17 protein-coding genes and 1 riboswitch are annotated in these 23326 nt (G+C 68.9%); of the genes, 5 read left to right on the top strand and 12 right to left on the bottom strand.

Translation table 11 applies throughout. The features are described from left to right. Positions 1-7: 7 nt before the first annotated feature. The gene (gene dop, locus F0U44_RS19810) at positions 8-1516 is read right to left on the bottom strand and encodes a depupylase/deamidase Dop (protein WP_149730110.1); all 1509 of its coding nucleotides are present in this window, start codon (positions 1514-1516) and stop codon (positions 8-10) included. A gap of 88 nt (positions 1517-1604) precedes the next feature. Between dop and F0U44_RS19805 the strand changes: the two genes are divergently transcribed. The 4 genes from F0U44_RS19805 to F0U44_RS19790 all read left to right on the top strand — a co-directional run bounded on the left by F0U44_RS19805 (position 1605) and on the right by F0U44_RS19790 (position 7008). Further along, complete coding sequence (locus F0U44_RS19805; protein WP_149730109.1) at positions 1605-3269, top strand: hypothetical protein; 1665 nt, start codon at positions 1605-1607, stop codon at positions 3267-3269. A gap of 73 nt (positions 3270-3342) precedes the next feature. Beyond that, on the top strand, positions 3343-4158 hold the full coding sequence (locus F0U44_RS19800) for a DUF1206 domain-containing protein (protein WP_149730108.1): 816 nt from the start codon (positions 3343-3345) through the stop codon (positions 4156-4158). A 10-nt stretch (positions 4159-4168) separates the two neighbouring features. Beyond that, positions 4169-4639, top strand: coding sequence for a nucleoside deaminase (locus F0U44_RS19795; RefSeq protein WP_149730107.1), 471 nt, complete (start codon positions 4169-4171; stop codon positions 4637-4639). Positions 4640-4800: 161 nt separating this feature from the next. Continuing rightward, positions 4801-7008, top strand: coding sequence for a zinc ribbon domain-containing protein (locus F0U44_RS19790; RefSeq protein WP_149730106.1), 2208 nt, complete (start codon positions 4801-4803; stop codon positions 7006-7008). 1 nt (position 7009) lies between these two features. Here the strand turns inward: F0U44_RS19790 and arc are convergent, their stop codons facing one another. From arc to F0U44_RS19770, 4 genes are all read right to left on the bottom strand, one after another. Continuing rightward, a complete protein-coding gene (arc, locus tag F0U44_RS19785) occupies positions 7010-8761 on the bottom strand; it encodes a proteasome ATPase (protein WP_149730105.1) in 1752 nt (583 codons plus the stop codon). A gap of 76 nt (positions 8762-8837) precedes the next feature. Further along, positions 8838-9608, bottom strand: a complete 771-nt coding sequence (locus F0U44_RS19780) for a glutamine amidotransferase (RefSeq protein ID WP_149730104.1) — start codon at positions 9606-9608, stop codon at positions 8838-8840. Positions 9609-9618: 10 nt separating this feature from the next. After that, positions 9619-10572, bottom strand: a complete 954-nt coding sequence (locus F0U44_RS19775; protein WP_281292658.1) for a tRNA (adenine-N1)-methyltransferase — start codon at positions 10570-10572, stop codon at positions 9619-9621. A 9-nt stretch (positions 10573-10581) separates the two neighbouring features. Then, positions 10582-11733 carry a site-2 protease family protein gene (locus tag F0U44_RS19770; protein WP_246160681.1) on the bottom strand — a complete coding sequence of 384 codons (1152 nt, stop codon included), beginning with the start codon at positions 11731-11733 and terminating at the stop codon, positions 10582-10584. Positions 11734-11831: 98 nt separating this feature from the next. On the opposite strand from F0U44_RS19770, the gene F0U44_RS19765 reads away from it, so the two are divergent. Further along, on the top strand, positions 11832-12746 hold the full coding sequence (locus F0U44_RS19765; protein ID WP_149730103.1) for a RecB family exonuclease: 915 nt from the start codon (positions 11832-11834) through the stop codon (positions 12744-12746). Here the strand turns inward: F0U44_RS19765 and F0U44_RS19760 are convergent. The 7 genes from F0U44_RS19760 to metH all read right to left on the bottom strand — a co-directional run bounded on the left by F0U44_RS19760 (position 12719) and on the right by metH (position 23204). Next, positions 12719-14020 (bottom strand): oligopeptide/dipeptide ABC transporter ATP-binding protein, encoded by a 1302-nt coding sequence (locus tag F0U44_RS19760; protein WP_149730102.1) that lies wholly within the window; start codon positions 14018-14020, stop codon positions 12719-12721. The two genes, F0U44_RS19765 and F0U44_RS19760, sit on opposite strands and share 28 nt — an antisense overlap. Then, on the bottom strand, positions 14004-15065 hold the full coding sequence (locus F0U44_RS19755; RefSeq protein ID WP_149730101.1) for an ABC transporter ATP-binding protein: 1062 nt from the start codon (positions 15063-15065) through the stop codon (positions 14004-14006). Before F0U44_RS19755 ends, F0U44_RS19760 begins: the two co-directional genes overlap by 17 nt. Next, positions 15062-16006 carry an ABC transporter permease gene (locus F0U44_RS19750; protein WP_149730100.1) on the bottom strand — a complete coding sequence of 315 codons (945 nt, stop codon included), beginning with the start codon at positions 16004-16006 and terminating at the stop codon, positions 15062-15064. Before F0U44_RS19750 ends, F0U44_RS19755 begins: the two co-directional genes overlap by 4 nt. Then, a complete protein-coding gene (locus tag F0U44_RS19745; RefSeq protein WP_149730099.1) occupies positions 16006-17034 on the bottom strand; it encodes an ABC transporter permease in 1029 nt (342 codons plus the stop codon). The genes F0U44_RS19750 and F0U44_RS19745 overlap by 1 nt, the downstream gene beginning before the upstream one ends. Before the next feature lie 73 nt (positions 17035-17107). Further along, positions 17108-18718, bottom strand: coding sequence for an ABC transporter substrate-binding protein (locus F0U44_RS19740; RefSeq protein WP_149730098.1), 1611 nt, complete (start codon positions 18716-18718; stop codon positions 17108-17110). An 86-nt stretch (positions 18719-18804) separates the two neighbouring features. Continuing rightward, positions 18805-19473: an HAD family hydrolase gene (locus F0U44_RS19735; RefSeq protein ID WP_149730097.1), complete on the bottom strand. Its 669-nt coding sequence runs from the start codon at positions 19471-19473 to the stop codon at positions 18805-18807. Further along, on the bottom strand, positions 19473-23204 hold the full coding sequence (gene metH / locus F0U44_RS19730; protein ID WP_149730096.1) for a methionine synthase: 3732 nt from the start codon (positions 23202-23204) through the stop codon (positions 19473-19475). The genes F0U44_RS19735 and metH overlap by 1 nt, the downstream gene beginning before the upstream one ends. A gap of 15 nt (positions 23205-23219) precedes the next feature. Continuing rightward, positions 23220-23304, bottom strand: a riboswitch (S-adenosyl-L-homocysteine riboswitch). Positions 23305-23326: the final 22 nt, after the last annotated feature.

The raw sequence follows: 23326 nt of genomic DNA, 5'->3' as shown, positions 1-23326 counted from the left end.
TGGCTACTCACCGACTGAGTGCGGCGACAAGAGCCTCAGCCGTGTCCGATGCGTCGATGAGCCCGCCGACGTGGGCCTTGCTCCCCCGCAGCGGATCCATGGTGGGCACCCGCTGCAGCGACTCGCGCCCGGGCAGGTCGAAGATGACCGAGTCCCAGGAGGCGGCAGCGACGTGGGCGGCGTACTTCTCGAGGCAACGTCCCCGGAAGTACGCGCGGGTCTGCTCCGGCGGCTCGGTCATCGCGCGTTCGACCTCGTCGTCGTTGAGGAGCCGCTGGATCCGCCCGGCCTTCACGAGCCGGTGGTAGAGGCCCTTCTCGGGACGGACGTCGGAGTATTGATAATCGATCAGCTGGAGCTTCGCATCGTCCCAGGCCAGTCCGTCGCGCGAGCGGTACTGCTCGAGGAGCTTGAGCTTGGCGACCCAGTCGAGCTGGTCGGCGAGGGACATCGGGTCGCTCTCGAGCCGGTTGAGGACGTCCTCCCAGCGGGCGAGTACGTCGAGCGTCTGCTCGTCGGCATCGGCACCGAGGCGGTCCTCGACGTATTTCCGGGCGAGATCGAGGTATTCCATCTGGAGCTGGACACCGGTCAGCTTGCGTCCGTCGGTCATCGTCACGGTCTGCTTCAGGGTCGGGTCGTGGGACACGGCCCGGAGGGAGGCGACAGGTGTGTCGACGGTCAGGTCGGCGGCGATGAACTTGTCCTCGATCATCGCGAGGACGAGCGCCGTCGTGCCAACCTTGAGGTAGGTGGCGATCTCGGAGAGGTTGGCATCACCGATGATCACGTGGAGCCGGCGGTACTTCTCCGGATCGGCGTGCGGCTCGTCGCGGGTGTTGATGATGGGACGCTTCAGCGTGGTCTCGAGCCCGACCTCGACCTCGAAGAAGTCGGCCCGCTGGCTGATCTGGTAGCCCTGCTCGCGCCCGTCCTGCCCCTTGCCGACGCGGCCGGCGCCGCAGATGACCTGGCGGCTGACGAAGAAGGGCGTCAGGTGGCGCACGATGTCGACGAAGGCCGTCGACCGTCGCATCAGGTAGTTCTCGTGCGCGCCGTAGGAGGCGCCCTTGTTGTCGGTGTTGTTCTTGTAAAGAACGATCGATGGGTTGCCCGGCAGGTTCTGCGCAAGGCGGGCGGCGTCGAGCATGACCTGCTCCCCCGCTTTGTCCCACCGCACGATGTCGAGCGGGCTGACGACCTCGGGGGTCGAGTATTCGGGGTGCGCGTGGTCGACGTAGAGGCGCGCCCCGTTGGTGAGGATCACGTTGGCCAGCCCGAGGTCCTCGTCGGTCAGCTGGCTCGGGTCGGCCACCTGGCGCGACATGTCGAAGCCGCGGGCGTCGCGCAGGGGCGACTCCTCCTCGAAGTCCCAGCGAGCGCGGCGGGCGCGGACCGTTGCCGAGGCGTAGGCGTTGACCACCTGGGACGAAGCGACCATCGGGTTGGCCGTGGGCGCGCCCTGCACCGAGATGCCGTACTCGACCTCGGTGCCCATGACCCGCCGGACGCTCATGTGTTCAGCCTACGCGGGACGACGCTGCGGTGCGGTGGGGCTTGCCGCCTCGCCTCCCACGAGTCGACTTCGGGACTAGGGTGCGGGCATGGGCATCCGCCTCCTCGCGGCTCTATTGGCGCTGGTCGCTGCGGGCGCAGCGGTGCCCTCCACCTCCGGCGCCGAGCCGGCCGCGGCGGTCGTCACCGGCACCGTGGATGGCTACGACTGGAGCCTCCCGGGGGGAACGACTCGGGCTCCGAACAGCGGGTTCTACTCCGAGTCCCCCTCCCCCAGGATCGACCTCCGTTCGGTCGACGTGACCTGGCGCCAGGTGCAGCCACGTCCCGGAGCGCTCGACCCCTCCGCGACCGGCTCGGTCTACGGGACGCCGCTCCCGAGCTTGGCCGACCAGTTGGCCTCACCCGGCTCCTTCTGGATGCGCATGTTCGCCAGCGGGAAGCCGTGGGCTCCGAGGTGGGTCACCCGACAGTGCGGCGCGACGACCGTCGGACCCGGCGACGACGGGATGCGGCACCTCCCGATCTGGCGACCGTGCGTGTGGTCACGTCTGCGCGACACGTGGCGTGCCCTCATGATCGATGCGGGCCTGCGCTCGGACGACCGCCTCCGTTTCGTCTACGTCCCGGGGGCTTTCGCCTACGCGGAGTTCGACTACGCGATGGTCGACGCCGGTGTGCGTCAGGCGGGCCTCACCTTCAGGAAGTACCGCCGGTGGCACCAGCGCATGCTCACCGACCTGGTGACGATCATGAACGGCGACAACGACGACCCGTCCGACGACTACGCCGACAAGCTCGTCTACACCGGGGAGGACTATCCCTACTCCGAGACGTTCGGCGACCGGGTCGCCCTCTTCGCGCGGAAGGCGGTGAGTGCCGGGATGGGGATCCGCAACGGCATCACCGAGATCTTCAACGCGCACCTCGGTGAGGTGCCCGCCTACGGCACGACCATCGGCGCCGACGGACACCTCCACACCGACGACGGGTGGCAGCTCTTCGACGGACGTCGCATCGCCGCGGCTGAGAACGAGTGCTACACCGACTGCGGTCTGCACTCCAAGGACCCGCTCTACAGCGTGCCGATGTCCAACCTCAAGGCGCTCCAGATGCGGATGAACTGGATCTACGCAGTGCCCGGGCCCAGCCGCTTCAACGCGTTGGCCGACCACTGGGCATGGGTCAGGCTCGAGCTCGGCCACACCGTAGCAACGGCCCCTGACGCGTGGGTGGCGCTCCGTGACGCCGAGGACCGCTACTGGAAGGAGCGCGGCGACCGCACCTGGGACGGCTTCCCCTACGTCCGTAACCTCGAGCGGTGGCTGGTGCAGCGCGACATAGCGGCGGACGGCACTCCGGTGCGGGGCTCACTCGTCCGTCAGGGTGATCCGCACCCCTACAACGGCCGGTCCTACGAGTCGCTGCGCACCGATGTCGCCAACGGTCAGGACCGCATCTACTTCGACGTCGACGACCAATTCCTCGGCCCCGACCCCGGCGAGGTCGAGCTCAAGGTCACCTACCGCGACTACGCCGGCCGGTCGTGGCGCGTGGGCTACCGCTCGTCCGCGCACACCGTCGTGCTCTCGCCGCCGGTCGCCGGCAGCGGGGACGGCTCGCTCCGTACCGTCACGTTCGCGGTCTCTGACGCCTCGTTCGACGACGGGCTCGCCGCGTCGACGGACTTCTACCTCGAAGCGGTCACGGGCGACCTCGAGGCTTCCTTCGTGCGCGTGGTGAAGATGCCCTAGTCGTGGCGACGCGTCCTGACCGGATTGCGACGCGGGCTCACGGGGTATTGAGGTCGGGAGCGGAGGGCAGCAGATGACGGTGGAGGAGCAGGCACGCGACGCGCAGGACAGCGCGGCGCTGTCGTGGATGGCGCGCCTGGGCTTCGCGATGTACGGCGTCGTGTACGTCGTGGTGGGGATCCTCGCCGTACAGCTGGCCTTGGGGCGCAGCTCGGGGAAGGTGTCGGGAGAGGGCGCCCTGCACGAGCTCGCCCACCAGCCCTTCGGCACGGCTCTCCTCGTCGCGGCGGCAGCAGGGCTCGGTGCCGTCACGGCGTGGGAGGTGTGCGAGGCGATCGGCGGCCATACGGCCGACGACGGGGCGCGGAGGTGGGTGGCGCGGGCGGGTTCGGTCGCCCGCGCGGCCGTCTTCGCCGTACTCGCGTGGCTCGCCGTGCGGCTGATCCTTGGCGAGGACTGCTCGAGTGGCGGCACGGAAGGCCACACCGCTCGCGTGATGGATCTGCCCTTCGGGCCGGTCATCGTGACTGCCGCCGGGTTGCTCGTGTTCGCGTTCGGGGCTCACAGCGCTCACGAGGGTCTGAGCGATCGCTGGAAGAAGGACCTCGAGCGGGGCGCAGGCGCAGGCGCCACCGGAACCCTCTTGACCGTCACAGCGCGCGCCGGCCACGTGGCGCGCGGTGTGGCGTTCGGCATGATCGGCGCACTGTTGGTCTGGGCCGCGGTCACCCATGATGCCCGCCGCTCGGCAGGTCTCGACCAAGCGCTCCGCGAGCTGCGCGACACGCCCGCCGGCCCCGCTCTGCTGCTCGCCATCGCCGTGGGGCTGGGCAGCTACGGCGTGTTCAATACAGCCAAAGCCGTGGTGCTGAGAACCCGGCGGCCCTAGGAGGTCACCCATGAGCGCGGACGACGCCCTGCAGCGATGCCTCGCGCTGGCTCGCGAAGCCCTCGACGCCGGCGACGATCCCTTCGGGTCGGTGCTGGTGGACGCCGCCGGCAACATCGTGGCGGAGGCCCGCAACCGCGAGCGGACCAACGCCGACCCGACCGCCCATCCCGAGCTCGAGCTCGCGCGGTGGGCGTGGCGACACCTCAGCGTGGAGCAGCGGGCGGCAGCGACCGTCTACACCTCCGGCGAGCACTGCCCGATGTGCTCGGCGGCGCACGGCTGGGTGGGCCTCGGCCCCATCGTCTTCGCGGCGTCGTCGGCCCAGCTCACCGAGTGGCGTTCGTCGTGGGGATTGCCCGACTCTCCCGTCGCTCCCCTGGGCGCCTCGGTGGTCCTCCCGGGCACGACCGTGACCGGTCCGGTGCCGCCGTACGACGCCCTCATGCGGCCGCTCCACGAGGAAGCGGCTCGTCGGTAGAGGCGCTGAGGACCGGTCCGGCGAATCAACAGATTGTGTCGGCCGTTGGCGACATCATTCTCGGCATGCAGCCGTCTGACCAGGAACCCGGCGCGGGACCACCGCCAGTGTGGCCGGTTCTCCCGCCTCCGCCCCCACCACCGGGCGGACCGGTGAGGACAATGGTCGCGACCGTTCCGACGGCTCGTGCCGCCCTCCGAGCGTGCGTCGAGCCTCTCCTGGCCTACGCCTTCGCCCTGGCGGCATCGGTGGGGCTCATGCTGCTGGTCGTGGCGGCGATCGCCGCCGATTCCGACGGTGGGGACTCCGACCCCGCCGAGGACATCGACATCAAGGCGATCGGCACGTTGGTCGGCATCCCGTTCCAGCTCGCCGGGATGGCACTGGGCGGGTCGCTTCGCTTGGGCGCCGGGGCGTTCAGCGTGTCGCTCTTCGCGCCGCCGCTTCTGGTCACGGCCGTCTTCGTGGCCGCCGTCTTCATCCTCTCCCAGCGGGCGGAGCGGGCGACTCCGTCGGCCAGCACGCCCGAGCGCGTGATCCTCGCTGCGGCGGGAGCGTCCGCGACCGCCGTCGCCGTTGCGATCGCGACGCGCCTGCTGGCAATGCGCAGTGACGGTGCCTCACTGCACGCTGCCTCGGTCGGACTGTTCCTGGGCGCGTTCGCGCTCGCGTTCGGTTCAGCAGTCGCCGGCCGTGTGGCTGCTCAAGGGTCTCTGTGGCCCCGTTGGCTGCCCCCGGACGGCCGGCGGGCGCTGCACCTGGTGACGCAGCACGTGCTGGCCTACGTCGCCGTCGTCGTCCCGGTCGCGGCGGTCTGGCTGCTGATCGAGAGCGGGCCAGAAGCGGCGCTGTTCGCTGTCGTATGGGGGCCGACCGTCGCGTTCTGGGCGTTCGGGCTCGGCCATGTCGGTGCGGTGACCGCCCTCGGCGAGCAGCAGTTTGCGTGGGACCTGGGCTGGTTCCTGGGTGTCGTCCTCCCCCTTCTTGCCGTTGTGTTGACCCTGGCGTCGGCGATCGCCTGGCACCTCAGGCGGGGAGACGATCGTGAGCTTCTCGCGATGCCGGCATCCTGGGCGTCGCTGCCGATCGCCTACGGCAGTGCCGCGCTGGTTGTCTGCCTGCTGTCCACGGTGGGACTTTCCGGCGGGTTCTACGACCTCGGTGGGGGTTTCACGGTCCATACCGCCTATTGGCTGATTGCGGTGCTCGCATTCTGGGGAGCGCTGGTCGAGGTCTTGTCGCGCTTCGTCGCTCCAGCGCTTGCACGTGTCGTCCCAGCGATGATCGCGAAGCGGCTTGCCGTCGGGCCGGCGCAGCTCTGGTCGCCGGACCTGATCCCCGCGCAGCGCATCCCGATGTCTCCACCTGACCGGGCTCGCGCGACCAAGGCGCTGATCGGCGTCGGCGTCCTCGCCGGCCTCGCGCTGGCAGGTGGGATCGCGTTGAGCGTTGTCGGGGCGACCATGTACTCCCCAGAAGCCGAGGCCGAGGACTATCTCGACGCGCTCGTGGACGCCGACGCTGGGGCCGCACTCGACCTGGCGCCCGTCGATGACGACGAGGCATCGTCGGCGCTGCTGACCGACCAGGTCTATGGCGCGGCCGACGATCGCATCACGGGCTACGAGATCACCGACGTCGAGGAGTTCGGCGACACCGTGACCGTCACCGTGGACCTCGAGGGCGTCGAGGACGGCGACGACGTGGAGTTGACGCTCGTTGAGGACGGCAATCGCGGGCTCTTCTTCCACGGCTGGAAGGTCGACGAAGGTGGTCTGGCCAGCGAGCTGACGGTCTCCGTGCCCGAGGACTCCACTGCGGTGGAGGTCAACGGCGTGTCTGTCCCTGTGGTCGGTGGCGAGGACGTCGACTTCTGGGCGCTGCCGGGCTCCTACGTGGTCAACCCCTACGGTGGCAGCGAATGGCTCGAGCCCGTGGACGCGGAGACCGTGGTGCCGGCGTCGTCGTGGGGCGTCTATGCCGAGATCGATGACCCCGAGCCGTCAGCCGCTCTCAAGACCTTCGTCGATGACGAGGTCGCGAGGTGGGTCGAGGGTTGCATGGCGGCCACCGAAGCCGACCCGGCCGACTGCCCGCAGGAGATCTATCCCTACGGCGACGAGCAGCGCAACCTGACCTGGACCCTTGACACGCTGCCGACGGTCTCGTGGGATGGGTTCTACGGGACCTTCCCGGCGGGCCTGTCCTCTGACGTCGACGGCGAAGCGACGGCGACCTACGAATACGACGAGTCCTACGGCTACGGCAAGCCGCACTGGGTCGAGGCGACCGAGGACACGACCTTCTACCTCAACGTCACCGTCGACCTGATCGACGGCGAGCCGCAGGTGACGATCGACAGCTACTGACCTACAGGTACTGACCCGTGTTGGAGACCGTGTCGATCGACCGGCCCGGCTCGGTGCCCTGCTTGCCGGTGATGAGCGTGCGGATGAAGACGATCCGCTCGCCCTTCTTGCCGGAGATGCGGGCCCAGTCGTCGGGGTTGGTCGTGTTGGGGAGGTCCTCGTTCTCCTTGAACTCGTCGACGCACGCCTGGAGGAGGTGGGAGATCCGCAGGCCCTTCTGGTCGTGGTCGAGGAAGTCCTTGATGGCCATCTTCTTGGACCGGTCGACGATGTTTTGGATCATCGCGCCGGAGTTGAAGTCCTTGAAGTAGAGGACTTCCTTGTCGCCGTTGGCGTAGGTGACCTCGAGGAAGCGGTTCTCCTCGGTCTCGGAGTACATCCGCTCGACGGCCGCCCGGATCATGCCCGCGACAGTGGCCTGACGGTCGCCCGCGAACTCCGCGAGGTCCTCGGCGTGCAGCGGGAGGTTGGACGTCAGGTACTTCGAGAAGATGTCGCGCGCCGACTCGGCGTCGGGACGCTCGATCTTGATCTTCACGTCGAGACGGCCGGGGCGCAGGATCGCGGGGTCGATCATGTCCTCGCGGTTGGAGGCGCCGATGACGAGCACGTTCTCGAGCAGCTCGACGCCGTCGATCTCGCTCAGCAACTGCGGGACGATCGTGTTCTCGACGTCGGAGGAGACGCCCGAACCTCGGGTGCGGAACAGGGAGTCCATCTCGTCGAAGAAGACGATGACCGGCGTGCCGGCGCTGGCCTTCTCCCGGGCACGCTGGAAGACGAGGCGGATGTGGCGCTCGGTCTCGCCGACGTACTTGTTGAGGAGCTCGGGCCCCTTGATGTTGAGGAAGTAGGACTTCCCCTCGGCACCCGTCTTCGCGGCGACCTTCTTGGCCAGCGAGTTGGCGACCGCCTTCGCGATCAGCGTCTTGCCGCATCCCGGCGGGCCGTAGAGAAGGATCCCCTTCGGCGGCTTGAGCTCGTGCTCGGCGAAGAGCTCGGGATAGAGGTAAGGGAGCTCGACGGCGTCCTGGATCATCTCGATCTGGTTGCCGAGGCCGCCGATGGTCTCGTAGGTGATGTCGGGGACCTCTTCGAGGACGAGCTCCTCGACCTCCGACTTCGGGACCCGTTCGTAGACGTAGCCGGCGCGCGAGTCGAGCAGGAGGGAGTCGCCGGCGCGGATGGGCGCGCCCAGGAGCGGCTCCGCGAGTCGCACGACCCGCTCCTCGTCAGCATTGGCGATGACGAGGACGCGCTCACCGTCGGCGAGCAGCTCCTTCATCATCACGACCTCGCCCACGGTCTCGTAGTCGAACGCCGCGACGACGTTGAGCGCCTCGTTGAGCATGACCTCCTGGCCACGCCGCAGCGAGTCGAGGTCGACATTGGGGCTGACGGTCACGCGAAGCTTGCGCCCGCCGGTGTGCACATCGACGGAGTCGTCCTCGTTGCGCTGCAGGAAGGTGCCGAACCCGGCCGGAGGCTGCGCGAGCCGGTCGACCTCCTCCTTGAGCTTCAGGATCTGGTCGCGAGCCTCGCGCAGCGTGCCGGCGAGACGCTCGTTCTGAGCCGTGACGGCTGCCAGCGACCGCTGGGCGTCAGCGAGCCTGAGCTCGAGCGAACGTGAGCTCGCCCCTGGGGACTCGGTCAATCGGTGGCGCAGCTCGTTGATCTCGGCCTCGAGATAGCGGACCTGCTCCTCGAGCTCCTCGGGGCTGTGACGACGCCCATCGGCTCCCATGTTCGACATCGGCGCACCTCCTGTCTCCGTCACCGACCCTACTCGTCAGGGCCACAGGGTGAAGGGCAGAACGTCGGAGCGTCGGTCACGATTCCGTTGCGGCGGTGCTTGTCGGTACGCCGTAGCGCGCGGCGAAGTTGTGGAGAACCCGCATCGGGTGACTGACGGTGACCGCAGCGGCGGCGGCCCCGAGCGCCTCCTGCTCGGAGGGATCGAAGTAGCCGTAGTGGGCGTAGACGGCGATCCGGGTCAGGATCCCGTCGAGGTCGAGCTCGGGGTGGAACTGGGTCGCGTAGACGTGCTGCCCGATCCGGAACGCCTGGACCGGGGCCGCTGCGGACGTCGCCAGCGCGACGGCATGGGACGGGAGCATGCTGATGCACTCCTTGTGGCCGCCGTAGGCCGCGAAGGCGGTGGGCAGACCTGCGAAGAGGGGGTCCTCCCTGCCAGCGTCGGTGAGCTCCACGCTGACCGGGCCGACCGGCTCGGGATGCGACCGGTCGACGACTGCGCCCTGGTGGGTCCCCACCGCACCGATGCCGTAACAAGCCCCGAGGAACGGGAAGTCTCGGGCGACGACCTCGTCGAGCAGGCGGGCGAGGTCGGCCTCGGCCTGGACCTGTGACGCCGACTTCTTGTCCTGCGGGTCGGAGGCGTTGAACGCCCCACCGCCGAGGATGATCCCCGACCATGCGTCGAGGTCGATGGGCGGCAGGGGCGACGTGCCGAGCTCGATGCGCGGCAGGGCGTCGACCGAGACGCCGAGGAACCGGGCGAACGCGGCGTGCTCGTCGAGCGCGGCTCGCTCCTCGGTGCGGATCGACAGCAACAGGAAGGGCTTGGCCGGCGTGCTCACGTCTGTCCCGTCAGTCCTCGGTGTCCACCTCGGGCGCGTCACCCGCGCGCGGCCCGGTGTAGTCGGGACCGTAGGCGCCCGGGGCGGGGCGCCGGGTCTTGCGGGGTGCCCGCTCCCCCGATGCCATCCGGCGAGCGGTCACGAGGAAGGCGGTGTGACCGATCATCTTGTGACCGGGGCGCACCGCGAGGCCCTCGACGTGCCAGTCCCGCACCAAGGACTCCCAGGCGGACGGCTCGGTGAATCCACCATGAACCCGCACGGTCTCGACGAAGCGGGACATCTGGGTCGTCGTGGCGACGTAGGCGCACACGATGCCGCCCGGGCGCAGGGCGTCGGCGGCAGCGTCGAGACACTCCCAGGGCGCCAGCATGTCGAGGATGATGCGGTCGCAGCGCTCACCGGACCGGGGCAGCTCCTCGGCGAGGTCACCCAGGGTGAGCTGCCAGGCGGGATGCGGGTCTTCTCCTGCGCCGAAGAACTGACCGACGTTCTTGCGCGCGACGTCGGCGAACTCCTCGCGACGCTCGTAGGACGACACCCGGCCGTGCGGGCCGACCGCCCGCAGCAGCGAGCAGGTCAGAGCGCCCGAGCCGACGCCGGCCTCGACGACGTGGGCGCCGGGGAAGATGTCGGCCATCGCGACGATCTGGGCAGCGTCCTTGGGGTAGACGACGGCGGCACCGCGTGGCATCGAGACGACGAACTCGGAGAGCAGGGGGCGGAAGACGAGGTATTCGCCGCCAGCCGAGGAGGTGACCGTGAAGCCCTCCTCGCGACCGATCAGCTCGTCGTGGTCGAGGTGGCCGCGGTTGGAGAAGAAGCGCTTGCCCGCTTCGAGGGCGAAGTTGTGCTTGCGACCCTTGCCGTCGACCAGGCGCACCCACTCGCCGACCCGCAGGGGGCCGCGATGCACGCCGGACCAGGCGTCGGCGGAGACGTCTCCGGGATCTGCTTCGCTCACGGACGGACCTTATCCAGCCCGGACCGCGCGCTCCACGTCGGCGGTGGCCAGGACGCCGTAGATCGAGCCGTCCGGCTCGACCAGCAGGTACTCGCTCGCCGGCGTACGACGGATCGCGTCGATCAGCTCCGAACCCGTGATGGCCACCGGCAGGCGGAGGCCCTCGACGAGGGTGCGGGTGACGGCGGAAACGGCCACCCAAGGGCGTCGGTCGGTGGGCATCGCTCGTACGGCGGCCTCGTCGACGACGCCGACCGGTGCCCCGGCCGAGGTCACGGTGATGATGCTCCCAGCGTCGGCGTCATGGGCCCGCCGGAGCGCCTCGGCCAGCGGGAGGTCGTCGGGGACGGCCAACGTGCGGCGCGCGATGTCGCGAGCGATGACCTTCGTCACCCGGCCGCGGATCCGCGCCGAGGTGATCGCCTGGGTCGCGCCCTGCCACAGGAAGAGCGCGATCACGAACGACAGCACCAGGTCGATGCCGGAGATGTCGACGTCGAGGAGGTAGGACTGGATCGCTGGCCAGAGCAGCACCAGGACAGCGGTCACCCGGCCGCCCCAGCCCGCGGCGACCACGCCGGTCTCGACCCGACCGGTGACCTTCCACACCGCGGCCTTGAGGACCCGGCCGCCGTCGAGCGGCAGACCGGGCACCAAGTTGAGCAGCCCGATGAGGAGGTTGGCCCCCGCAAGACCCTCCACGACGAGCAGCAGGAGTCCCTCAGGGGTGACGAACCACAGTCCGAGCGCCGCCGCTCCGACCAGGAGCGACGTCACCGGGCCGACGACCGCGATCCAGAACTCCTGACGCGGGGTGCGTGCCTCTCCCTCGATCGCGGTGACGCCACCGAGGAAGTGCAGCGTGATCGAGTGCACCTCGAAGCCGAAGCGACGCGCGGCGACGGCGTGGGACGCCTCGTGGAGCAGCACGGCGCCGTAGAGCGCGATGGCGAAGACCACGCCGACGACGTACTTCCACGCGCCCAGGCCGGGCTCGATCTGGTCGACGCGCGGCGCCATCACGACCGCGATCAGCGCGGCGACGAGGAACCACGACGACGAAACGAGCACGTCACTGCCGGCGATGGTGCCGATCCGGAAGGTGCCGGGCGGGCGTGAGCGCCTGACCTGTCGGGCACCGTCGGGATCGCTGGAGGACACACCTCGAGGCTATCCAACACACCCGCGCAGACCCGCTTCGGCGGTGTCGTCGGGCGTTGGCGTCGGGGCTGTCGGTGGGGTGGCCTACCGTCGATGACATGAGCATCCCGACCGTCCCGAGCGGCGTGCAGCCGATCGATCCCGCTGAGCGGGTGGGCAGGGGCGTCGACGGGGTCGAGGTGCTCGGCGCCCTCTCTCCGTCTCGGGCGGGCGACTTCCTCGCTTGTCCGCTCCTTTACCGGTTCCGCACGATCGACCGGCTGCCCGAGCCGCCGTCCGTCGATGCGGTCCGGGGCACGGTCATCCACAAGGTGCTGGAGGACCTCTTCGATCTTCCGGCACTCGACCGCACCCCCCAGCGCGCCGACGCGATGGTCGTCCCCTCGTGGGACGCCGTCCGCGAGGCCGAGCCTGCGCTCGACGAGCTCTTCCCAGCCCACGACGAGGGCGCGGCGCTCGGCGCCTGGCTGGTGTCATGTCGTGAGGTCCTGGCGCGCTACTTCACCCTGGAGGACCCGACCCGGCTCGAGCCCGCCGACCGGGAGCTCTACGTCGAGACCGTCACCGACTCCAAGCTGTTGCTGCGCGGCGTCATCGACCGGGTCGACGTCGCTGCCGACGGGTCGATCAGGCTGGTGGACTACAAGAGCTCCCGGTCTCCCCGCGAGGCCTACGAGGGCGGTGCGCTCTTCCAGCTCAAGTTCTACGCCCTCGTCGTGTGGCGGATGCGAGGCGTGGTGCCCAAGCGTCTCCAGCTGATCTACCTCGGCAACTCCGAGGTGCTCACCTACGACCCCGACGAGCGCGACCTGTTGGCCACCGAGCGCAAGGTCGAGGCGATCTGGGACGCCGTACGCCTCGCCAAGGAGACCGGCGACTGGCAGCCCAACAAGGGCCCGCTGTGCCGGTTCTGCTCCCACCACGCACTGTGCCCCGAGTACGGCGGCACCCCGCCGCCGATCCCGGTCCGGCCCCCGGCGGACGCTCAGCCCTCGGTCGACGTCTCCGGATAGAGCACGCAGGCCACCTCGACCCCGCCGGCTCGACGGAGCGCCGGGTCGATGCCTTCGTGGAAGTGCACGCGCACGCCCGACCCGTCGTCGGTGATCGACTCGATGCCGCCCCAGATCGGATCGTCCGGAGCCTCGATCCGCACCCGGTCCAAGAACTCCCGCGCGGCCGGCGCACCCTGCGCACCGAGGGTGGTCGACGTGGCGGGCTTGTCGAAGTGGTCGATGTCGCCCACGACAGCACGTTCGGCGCCGTACTCGTCGGGGCTGCGCCGGGTCCAGTGCGCCTCGACCAGGGTGCGCAGGTCGCGGGACTCCCAGCCGCAGGTCGGGGTCGCTTCCTTGCACCGCGGGTGGAACGCGCAGCCGAGCGGAGGCGCGGCCGCATCGGGGACCTCGCCGCGCGGCAGGTCGCGCGGCAGCTGGCGGCCGGGGTCGGGATCGGGGATCGCTCGCAGCAGCGCCTTCGTGTAGGGATGGCGCGGGTTGGCGAAGATCTCCTCGGTGGCGCCGATCTCCACGATCCGACCGAGGTACATGATCGCGATCCGGTCGCAGAAGTACTTCGCGCTGGCGAGGTCGTGGGTGATGTAGACGTAGGTCAGGCCGAGGTCCTGCTTGAGGTCGAGCATCAGCTGCAGGATCTTGGCGCGCACCGACATGTCGAGCATGGAGATCGGCTCGTCGGCGACCAGCACGCTCGGGCCGGTGATGATCGCCCGGGCCATGACGACGCGCTGCTTCTGACCACCCGACAGGTCGCGGGGGTACTTCTCCAAGAAGAGCTCGACGGGCGACAGCCCGACCCGTTCGAGGGCGTCGATCACCTTGACCCGACGCTCCTCGGCCGACCGCATGCCGTGGACGCGGAGCGCGTCACCGACGGCCTCCTCGACGGTCATGGCGGGGTTGAGCGCCGCGCTGGGGTCCTGGAAGACCATCTGGATGTGACGACGCAGGTCGCGCAACCGGCGACGGCTCAGGGTGGCGAGGTCCTGGCCCTCGAAGACGATCGAGCCGGCAGTCGCCGGAGCGAGACCGAGCAGCGCCCGACCGAGCGTGGACTTGCCGCTGCCGCTCTCCCCCACCAGCCCGACGACCTCGCCGCGGGCGAGCGTGAGGTTGACGCCGTCCACGGCCTTGACCGTGCCGGCATCGCGACCGAACAGGCGGGCCAGCGAGCTGCCGCGCAGGCCGAAGTGCACCGCGAGGTCGCGGACGTCGATGATCGGACCGGTGCCCGTGGTCGTCGGGGTGGCCTCAGGCTTCGTCGGCAACGGCCAGCTCCTCCTGCTTGAGGGGCTGGGTGCCGCCCGGCGGGATCTGCTCGTGCGGGCCCACGAGCCAGCACTCCACGCGACCACCGCCGACCCGGTCGAGCGTCACGGGGTTCTTCGTGGCGCACACCGCCATCGCGTCGGGGCACCGCGGGTGGAACCGACAGCCGTCGGGCGGGTCCACGAGGTCGGGCGGCGAGCCCGGGATGAAGTTGAGGCCGGTCGTGTTGAGAGAGATCGTCGAGCGCAGCAGCTCGCGCGTGTAGGGGTGCTGCGGGTTCTCGAAGACGTCGGTGACACGGCCCTGCTCGACGATCCGGCCGGCGTACATCACCGCGACCCGGTCGCACGCCTCCGCCACGATGCCCACGTTGTGCGTGATCAGCAGGAGCGAGGTGTGGAAGTTGCGCCGCAGGTCGTTGAGGATCTGCACGATCTGCGCCTCGACCAGCACGTCGAGCGCCGTCGTGGGCTCGTCGGCCACGACGAAGGAAGGCCGCAGCACCAGAGCGAGCGCGATCATCAGCCGCTGCCGCATGCCGCCGGAGAACTCGTGCGGGTAGGAGCGGTACCGGGTCGGGGGGATGCCCATCAGGCGCAGCGCCTCGAGCGCGCGGGCCCGGATGGCGTCCTTGGTCGCGCCCGGGTCGTGCTGCTTGATCGACTCCTCGAAGTGATCCGAGATCCGCATCAACGGGTTGAGGCGGGTCAGCGGCTCCTGGAAGATCATGCCGAGCTCGTGGCCACGCAGCCGGTAGTTGTCCTTGGCCTTCATGCCGAGGATCTCCCGGCCTTTGAACCAGACCTCGCCGTCGCGCTTTGCGCCCTGCGGCAGCAGGCCCATCAGGCCGCGGCCCAGAGTGGACTTGCCGCAGCCGGACTCTCCGACCAGGCCGAGCGTCTCCCCCGGGGCGAGGTCGAAGCTGACGCCGTCGACGGCGCGGATCGCGCCGCGGGTCGTGCCGTACCAGACCCGCACGTCACGGGCCGAGATGACGGGCTCCCCCGAGTCGACGTACGGCGGCTCGACGAACTCGACGCTCATCGGTCTCCCTCCCGAGGAGTCATCACGACCGGCAGCAGCCGCCGCCGTCGAAGGGTCGGGTTGATGGTCTCGTTGAGGCCCTCGCCGACCAGGGTCAGTCCGGTGACCAGCAGGACGATCGCGAGACCCGGGTAGAGACCCGTCCACCAGATGCCGGAGCCGGCATCGGCGAGCGCGCGGTTGAGATCGTGACCCCACTCGGCAGCCTCGGTCGACTGGATGCCCAGCCCGAGGAAGCCCAGACCGGCCAGGGTGAGGATGGCGTCGGCCGCGTTGAGGGTGCCGATCACCGGCACGCTCTGGACCACGTTGCCGAAGAGGTAGCGCCGCATGATGACGAAGTCCGACGCACCGATGGCGCGGGCGGCCTCGACGTAGGTCGCCTCCTTGGCGCTGACGGTCGTGTTGCGGACCACGCGGTAGTACTGCGGAACGTAGATGACGGAGAGCGACAGCGACACTGCCAGGACGCCGCTGAAGCCACCACTGGGGAGCTTGTTGGTCAGCAGGAACGCGAAGACGATCGCCAGCAGGAAGGAGGGGAACGCGAACAGCGCGTCCATGATCAGCAGCAGGATCCGGTCGAGCCAGCCGCCGTAGTAGCCGGAGATCAGGCCCATCGGCACGCCGACGAAGACACAGATGACGATCGAGAGCACAACGACCTCGATCGCCGTACGCGCGCCCCAGATCGTCCGCGACAAGACGTCGAACAGGAGCCGGTCGGTGCCGAAGACGTGGTCGCCCGACGGTGCCTCGCGCTTGACGAACTGGACACCGTCGGCCGAGGTCTGGTCGAAGCCGTAGGGCGCGAGCAGCGGGGCGAAGATCGCGCAGATCACGAAGACCGCGGTGATCACGATCCCGATGACGAGCATCCAACGAGCGAGGCCGGCCGTCTCCGTGAACGGCTTCGCGAGTGCCTTGAAGACCTTGCGCATCAGTACCTCACCCTCGGGTCGATCAGGGCGTTGACGATGTCGACCAGGAGGCTGATCAGCACCACCGCCACGGCGAAGATCGTGATGATGCCCTGCACGGCTCCGTAGTCACGGTCGTTGATGTAGTCGACGAGCTTCTGGCCCAGCCCTGGCCAGTTGAAGGTCGACTCGGTGAGTACGGCCCCACCGAGGAGGAGTGCGAACTGCAGGCCGATCACCGTGATGACCGGGACCAGCGCGTTGCGGAAGGCGTGGCGCCAGGTGACCTTCCGCCGGGCCAGGCCCCGCGCCTCGGCCGCCTCGACGTAGTCGCTCTGCATGGTCTGCAAGATGTTGACGCGGACCAGGCGGATGAAGACGCCGCAGATCAGCAGGCCCAGCGTCGTCGCCGGGAGGATCAGGTGTTTCAGGACGTCCTCGATGTAGATGCTGTTGCCGTTGAGGAAGACGTCGATCAGCAGGATGTGGGTGTGCTCCTCGACGTTGAAGATCGTCTGCGGAGTAGCCATGCCGGAGGTCGGGAGTCCGAGCGGCTTGGCCAGGTAGGCCTGCAAGAGGAAGCCGACGAAGAAGATGGGTGCGGCGTAGCTGAGGATGCCGAAGAGGCGGATCAGTACGTCGGGCAGCGAGTCGCGGTAGCGACCGGCGACGAGGCCGAGGGGCACGCCGACCATGAGCGCGATGATGAACGCGACGATGGTCAGGCTGAGCGTCGCGCCCCCGTTGTCCCGCACCACGTGCAGGACGGACTGGTTGTCGCTGAAGGTGGTGCCGAAGTCGAGGCGCGCGACCGAGGACAAGTAGTCCCAGTACTGCTCGATCAGCGGCCGATCGAACCCGAGCGCGGCGCGCCGTTGGTCGAGCGCTTCGTCGTCGAGCTTGCCGCCCAGCGCCGCGGACACGGGGTCGCCGGGAGCGACGCGGAGGACGAAGAAGACGAGGGTGAGGATCACCCAGATCATCGGGATGACGAGCAGCGTGCGCTGAAGGATGTAGCGCGGCAGCGAGCCCGAGGCGGAACGTGTCATGAGTAGGGGTCTCCTTGAGACACCGCCGTGGGGAGGGGGCCTGCGGCCCCCTCCCCACGAGGTCAGTGGTCGATCAGGAGTTCTTCGTCACCAGCCAGAACCGGAAGATGAACGACGGGTCCAGGGTGTCCTCGACGCCGTCCATGCCCGGTCCGTAGATGCCGGTGTTCTGGCCCACCCACGACGGGATGAACGGGACGTCGTTGGCCACGATGTCCTGCAGCTGACCGAAGGCGTCCTCGCGGACGGCCGCGTCGGCGCTCGCCTGCTCCTGGGTCACCAGGGCGTTGGCGTCCGGGTTGGAGTAGCCGTTCTGGAAGAAGCCGCCGTCGACCACGAACGGCGACAGGTAGTTGTCGGCGTCCGGGTAGTCCGGGAACCAGCCGAGCATCCAGAGGTCGTAGGCGCCCTCCTTGTAGATCGTCTGGTACTGCTCCCACTCGGTGCTCTTCAGCTCGACGTCGAAGAGGCCGCTGTCCTCGAGCTGACGCTGCAGCTCGTTGGCCTCGTCCTCGGCGGCCGGACCGTAGTGCGTGGGCGTCCAGCCGACCGTCAGCTTGACTGGGGTCTCGATGCCGGCGTCGTCGAGGATCTGCTGGGCAGCCTCGACATTCGGCGTGCCGTACTTCTCCGAGAACGCGTCCTTCTGGCCCGCGTAGCCCGGCGGCACGATCGAGTAGAGCGGGTCGACGGTGCCGTCGTAGGCCGTGGTCGAGATCGCGTCGCGGTCGAAGACCTGGGCGGCCGCCTGTCGGATCGCGACGTCCTTGGCCGCACCCTTGTCGACCCGGAAGACCCAGTAGCGGATCTCCGAACCCTTGCCGGAGGCGACGGTGACGTCGGGGTTCTCCTGGAGGTCGGTGATGTCGGTCGGCGCGAGGCTGCGCCACGCGACGTCGACCTCTTCGTTCTCGATCGCCAGCTTCAGGGCCGAGGCCTCCGCGAAGTACTGGATGAAGACCTGCGAAGCGCCGCCGGTGTTGTCACCGGTGTACTCCTCGTTGCGCTCGAGGACCGCCTGCACGCCCGCCTCGTACTGGCTGAGCTTGTAGGGACCCGAGCCGATGACGTCCTCGTCGGCGAGCTTCTCGTCGGCGGGGAAGACGTCCTCGTCGACGATCGCAGCCGCACCCGGGTAGGTCAGGACGTACTGGAACGTCGTGTCGGGGTGATCGAGGTGGAAGATGACCGTCGTGTCGTCGGGCGTCTCGATCGCGCCGTCGGTCAGGGTGACCGTGCCGTCGTCAGCGCTGTCGGTGATGCTGCCGAGCAGGTAGATCGCAGCACCGTTGGGGTCCTGGATGTTGATCGCCCGCTCGAAGCTGTACTTCACGTCGGAGGACGTGAGGTCGTTGCCGTTGGAGAACTTCAGGCCCGGCTTGAGCGTGCAGGTCAGGGTCTGCGGGTCGTCGTAGGTGCACGACTCGGCGGCGTCACCGACGATCTCCGTCGAGTTGGCCGGGACCGTGACCAGGGTCTGGTAGATGTTGTATTCGAGCGTCGACGAGCCGAGGTCGTAGGACCCGGCCGGGTCGACAGCCGTCACCGAGTCGGTGGTGCCGAGAGTCCAGGACTCCCCTTCGCCACCCTTGGCGCCGCCCCCGCCGCCGTCGTCATCGCCACAGGCCGCAAGGCTCACGGCAAGGGTTCCCGCTCCGACGAGCGCGAAGATCTTCCGCTTCACGTGCTGTCACCTCAAGATCGCTCACTTCGGCGCCCGCTGGTCGGGAGCCGACTCCCGCGGAAGATACTCCGGAGAGCAGAGAGGGGCTAGGGAAGATCCCTCGCGGCCGTGTCTCGATCCGGCAACGTTTTCAGCACCTCCGGCGTGACGCCGACGAGCGAGTCGATGAACGTACGGCGCTCCCCCGGCGGCACGTCGACGTGGTTGGGCACCACCAGCACCTGGCAGCCCGCCGCTGCAGCAGAGGTGGCACCGGTCGGAGAGTCCTCGATGGCGATGCAGTCGGCCGCATCCACCCCGAGCGCCGCAGCGGCGGTCAGGTAGGGCTCGGGGTGTGGCTTGCCCTGGTCGACCTGGTCGCCGGTGATGATCACGCGGAACGTCTCTGGGGGCAGGTGCTCGAGGATCGGCGCGACGAAGCGTTGGTAGGACATCGTGACGAGAGCGCACGGCACCCCGGCGGCCTTCAGCCCGAGGAGCAGCTCACGCGCTCCCGGACACCACGGCACCGCGTGCTGCACCCGCTCGACCACCCCGTCGAGCAGGCGCTCGACGATCTCCTCAGGGGTCAGCGGGATCCCCATGTGCTGCCGGATGTACTCCCCGGAGTAGAGCAGGCTGTTGCCGACCAGGTGCTTCGCGTCCTCGGTCGTCCAGGTGGCGCCGTACTCCTCGGCCAGCGCCACCTCGGTCGCCATCCAGTAGGGCTCGGTGTCGACCAGCGTGCCGTCCATGTCCCACAGGACGGCCTTCATCAGTCCTCCGGGTTGTAGCCGAGGTTGGGTCCGAGCCAGCGCTCGGCCTCCTTCAGCGTCCAGCCCTTGCGGGTGGCGTAGTCGGCGACCTGGTCCTGGGCCAGCCGTCCCACGACGAAGTACTGCGACTGCGGGTGGGAGAAGTACCAGCCGCTCACAGCGGCGCCGGGCCACATCGCCATCGACTCGGTGAGCTCGATGCCGGTGCTCGCCTCGACGTCCATCAGCTCCCAGAGCGTGGCCTTCTCAGTGTGCTCGGGGCAGGCCGGGTAACCCGGCGCGGGCCGGATCCCGACGTACTTCTCGCCGATGAGAGCCTCGTTGCTGAGGTCCTCGTCGGGCTGGTAGCCCCAGAACTCCTTGCGGACCCGCTCGTGCATCCGCTCGGCGAACGCCTCGGCGAGCCGGTCGGCCAGCGACTCCAGCAGGATCGCGCTGTAGTCGTCGATGTCGGCCTTGAACTCGGCGATCTTGTCCTGACTTCCGAGACCGGCGGTCACCGCGAACGCGCCGACGTAGTCCTCGAGCCCGGTGTCCTTCGGCGCGACGTAGTCGCCCAGGGAGCGGTTCGGAACGCCGTCGCGGTGCTCGCCCTGCTGGCGCAGGTTGCGCAGGGTCGCGCGCACCTCGGTGCGGGTCTCGTCGGTGTAGACGCAGATGTCGTCGCCGACCGCGTTGGCGGGGAAGAAGCCGATGATGCCGTTGGCGGTGAGCCACTTCTCCTTGATGAGCCGGTCGAGCATGTCCTGGGCGTCGTCGTAGAGCTTGCGGGCCGCTTCGCCCGAAGCCGGGTTGTTCAAGATGTCAGGGAACTTGCCCTTCATCTCCCAGGCGTTGAAGAACGGCTGCCAGTCGATGTATTCGCGCAGCTCGGCGATGTCGTAGTCGGTGAAGACCCGGACGCCGGCTCCGAGCGCCGGGACCGGCGGGACGTAGCCGTCCCACTCGATCGGGGTCCGGTTGGCGCGGGCCTTCTCCAGGGTCAGCGTCGGCCGCTCGTTCTTCTGGGCGTGCCGCTCGCGCAGGCTGGCGTAGTCGGCCTCGGTCGCCTCGAGCAGGGCGGGACGCTGCTTGTCGTCCAGCAGCGCGGCCGCGACCGGCACCGAGCGCGAGGCGTCCTTGACCCAGACCACCGGTCCGGTTCGCCGTGGGGCGACCTTGACCGCGGTGTGGGCGCGGGACGTGGTGGCTCCGCCGATCAGCAGCGGGATCTCCAGGCCCTGACGCTCCATCTCGACCGCGAAGTTGACCATCTCGTCGAGCGACGGGGTGATCAGCCCGGAGAGGCCGATGATGTCGGCGCCGTGCTCCTTGGCGGCGTCGAGGATCTTCTGGGCAGGGACCATCACCCCGAGGTCGATCACGGTGTAGTTGTTGCACTGCAGCACCACGCCGACGATGTTCTTGCCGATGTCGTGGACGTCGCCCTTCACGGTCGCCATCACGATGGTGCCGTTGGTGGTGTCGGCATCGCCGGGCTGTTTCTCCGCCTCGATGAACGGGAGCAGGTAGGCGACGGCCTTCTTCATGACCCGGGCCGACTTCACGACCTGCGGGAGGAACATCTTGCCGGCACCGAACAGGTCGCCGACGACGTTCATGCCGTCCATCAGCGGACCTTCGATGACCTCGATCGGGCGACCACCCGCTGCGGAGATCTCCGCACGGAGCTCCTCGGTGTCGGCCTCCACGTCGGCGTCGATGCCCTTGACGAGGGCGTGCGTGATCCGCTCGCGGACCGGCAGGCTGCGCCACTCAGCGGCGGTGGCCTCCTCCTTCGGGTCGCCGGCGTTGTTGAACCGCTCGGCGATCTCCAGCAGCCGCTCGGCTGCGTCCTCGCGGCGGTTCAGGACGACGTCCTCGATCCGATCCCGGAGCTCGGGGTCGATCGAGTCGTAGGGCACCAGGGCGCCGGCGTTGACGATGCCCATGTCCAGGCCCGCCTTGATCGCGTGGAAGAGGAAGACCGCGTGGATAGCCTCCCGGACCGGGTTGTTGCCCCGGAACGAGAACGAGACGTTGGAGATGCCGCCGGAGATGTGGACGCCCGGCAGGTTCTCCTTGATCCAGGCGCACGCCTCGATGAAGTCGATGCCGTAGGTGGCGTGCTCCTCGATGCCGGTCGCGAGCGCGAAGCAGTTGGGGTCGAAGATGATGTCCTCGGCCGGGAACCCGACCTCCTCGGTCAGGATCCGGTAGGCCCGGCCGCAGATCTCCTTGCGGCGCTCGAGGTTGTCGGCCTGGCCCTGCTCGTCGAAGGCCATCACGACCACCGCGGCGCCGTACTTGCGGCACAGCCGGGCCTCGCGGATGAACTTCTCCTCGCCCTCCTTCATGGAGATCGAGTTGACGATGGGCTTGCCCTGGACGTTCTTCAGACCGGCCTCGATGACCTCCCACTTGGAGGAGTCGATCATCACCGGGACGCGGCTGATGTCGGGCTCGGCGGCGATCAGCTTGGTGAACCGGTCCATCGCGGCGACGCCGTCGATCATGCCTTCGTCCATGTTGATGTCGATGACCTGCGCCCCGACCTCGACCTGCTGCAACGCCACCGACAGGGCCGTGTCGTAGTCCTCGGCCTTGATCAGGTTGCGGAAGCGCGCGGACCCAGTGATGTTGGTGCGCTCACCGATGTTGACGAAGAGCGAGTCCTCAGTGATGTTGAGCGGCTCCAGTCCCGACAACCGGGTGGCGACCTCGATCTCGGGCACGACGCGCTGCGGCTTGCCCTCGACGACCTTGGCGATCTCGGCGATGTGGGCCGGCGTGGTGCCGCAGCAGCCGCCGACGATGTTGAGCAGGCCCGCCTCGGCGAACTCGGCGAGATAGCTCGCCTGACGCTCCGGGGACTCGTCGTACTCGCCGAAGGCGTTGGGGAGGCCGGCGTTGGGGTAGCAGGACACGTAGGTGTCCGCGATCCGGGCCATCTCCGCGATGTAGGGGCGCATCTCGGGTGCGCCGAGGGCACAGTTCAGGCCGACCGCGAGGGGCTTGGCGTGCCGTACGGCGTTCCAGAACGCCTCGGTCACCTGGCCGGACAGGGTCCGGCCGGACGCGTCGGTGATGGTGCCGGAGATGACGACGGGCCAGCGACGACCGGTCTCCTCGAACAGGGTCTCGACCGCGAAGATCGCCGCCTTGGCGTTGAGCGAGTCGAAGATCGTCTCGATGAAGAGCAGGTCGGAGCCGCCGTCCACGAGGCCGCGCGCTGCGACGAGGTAGGCGTCGGCCAGCTGCGCGTAGGAGACGTTGCGGGCACCGGGGTCGTTGACGTCGGGGCTGATCGAGGCCGTGCGCGTCGTGGGGCCGAGGGCGCCCGCGACGTAGCGCTTCTTGCCGGTGGCAGCGGCCACCTCGTCGCAGATCCGGCGGGCCAGGCGAGCGGACTCGAAGTTGAGCTCGTAGTCGAGATCGGCCATGCCGTAGTCGGCGAGGGAGACCGAGTTGGAGTTGAACGTGTTGGTCTCGATGATGTCGGCGCCGGCCTCGAGGTACTCACGGTGGATCCCGCCGATGATCTGCGGCTGCGTGATCGTGAGGAGGTCGTTGTTGCCGACCAGGTCGGACGGCCAGTCGGCGAAGCGCTCGCCGCGGTAGCCGGCCTCATCGGGCCGGTCCCGCTGGATCGCGGTGCCCATGGCGCCATCGAGGATCACGATCCGCTCCCGCAGCAGTGCGGTGAGCTCGTCGGTCGCGTCCGGCTGCCAGATGGGGGTCTCCGCCGCCATTTCACATCCCTTCCATCACGGAAGGCGCCCTTGCAGTGAGACTTCGCCGAGCGTGGCGGACCCTCGACGGTCGGGGTCCGTTGCAACGCCTCTCGGCACCACAGATCCTAACCGTCACGCCT

The sequence above is a fragment of the Nocardioides humilatus genome (assembly GCF_008373755.1).
GTDB lineage: Bacteria > Actinomycetota > Actinomycetes > Propionibacteriales > Nocardioidaceae > Nocardioides > Nocardioides humilatus.
This window is presented reverse-complemented; position numbering and strand designations above follow the sequence as displayed.

Coding starts and splice junctions, on each gene's coding strand:
- metH (WP_149730096.1), bottom strand. CDS start 23,204: ATGGCGGCGGAGACCCCCATCTGGCAGCCGGACGCGACCGACGAGCTC.
- F0U44_RS19750 (WP_149730100.1), bottom strand. CDS start 16,006: ATGCGCAAGGTCTTCAAGGCACTCGCGAAGCCGTTCACGGAGACGGCC.
- F0U44_RS19790 (WP_149730106.1), top strand. CDS start 4,801: ATGGTCGCGACCGTTCCGACGGCTCGTGCCGCCCTCCGAGCGTGCGTC.
- F0U44_RS19735 (WP_149730097.1), bottom strand. CDS start 19,473: ATGAAGGCCGTCCTGTGGGACATGGACGGCACGCTGGTCGACACCGAG.
- F0U44_RS19755 (WP_149730101.1), bottom strand. CDS start 15,065: ATGAGCGTCGAGTTCGTCGAGCCGCCGTACGTCGACTCGGGGGAGCCC.
- F0U44_RS19805 (WP_149730109.1), top strand. CDS start 1,605: ATGGGCATCCGCCTCCTCGCGGCTCTATTGGCGCTGGTCGCTGCGGGC.
- F0U44_RS19765 (WP_149730103.1), top strand. CDS start 11,832: ATGAGCATCCCGACCGTCCCGAGCGGCGTGCAGCCGATCGATCCCGCT.
- dop (WP_149730110.1), bottom strand. CDS start 1,516: ATGAGCGTCCGGCGGGTCATGGGCACCGAGGTCGAGTACGGCATCTCG.
- F0U44_RS19795 (WP_149730107.1), top strand. CDS start 4,169: ATGAGCGCGGACGACGCCCTGCAGCGATGCCTCGCGCTGGCTCGCGAA.
- F0U44_RS19800 (WP_149730108.1), top strand. CDS start 3,343: ATGACGGTGGAGGAGCAGGCACGCGACGCGCAGGACAGCGCGGCGCTG.
- arc (WP_149730105.1), bottom strand. CDS start 8,761: ATGTCGAACATGGGAGCCGATGGGCGTCGTCACAGCCCCGAGGAGCTC.
- F0U44_RS19745 (WP_149730099.1), bottom strand. CDS start 17,034: ATGACACGTTCCGCCTCGGGCTCGCTGCCGCGCTACATCCTTCAGCGC.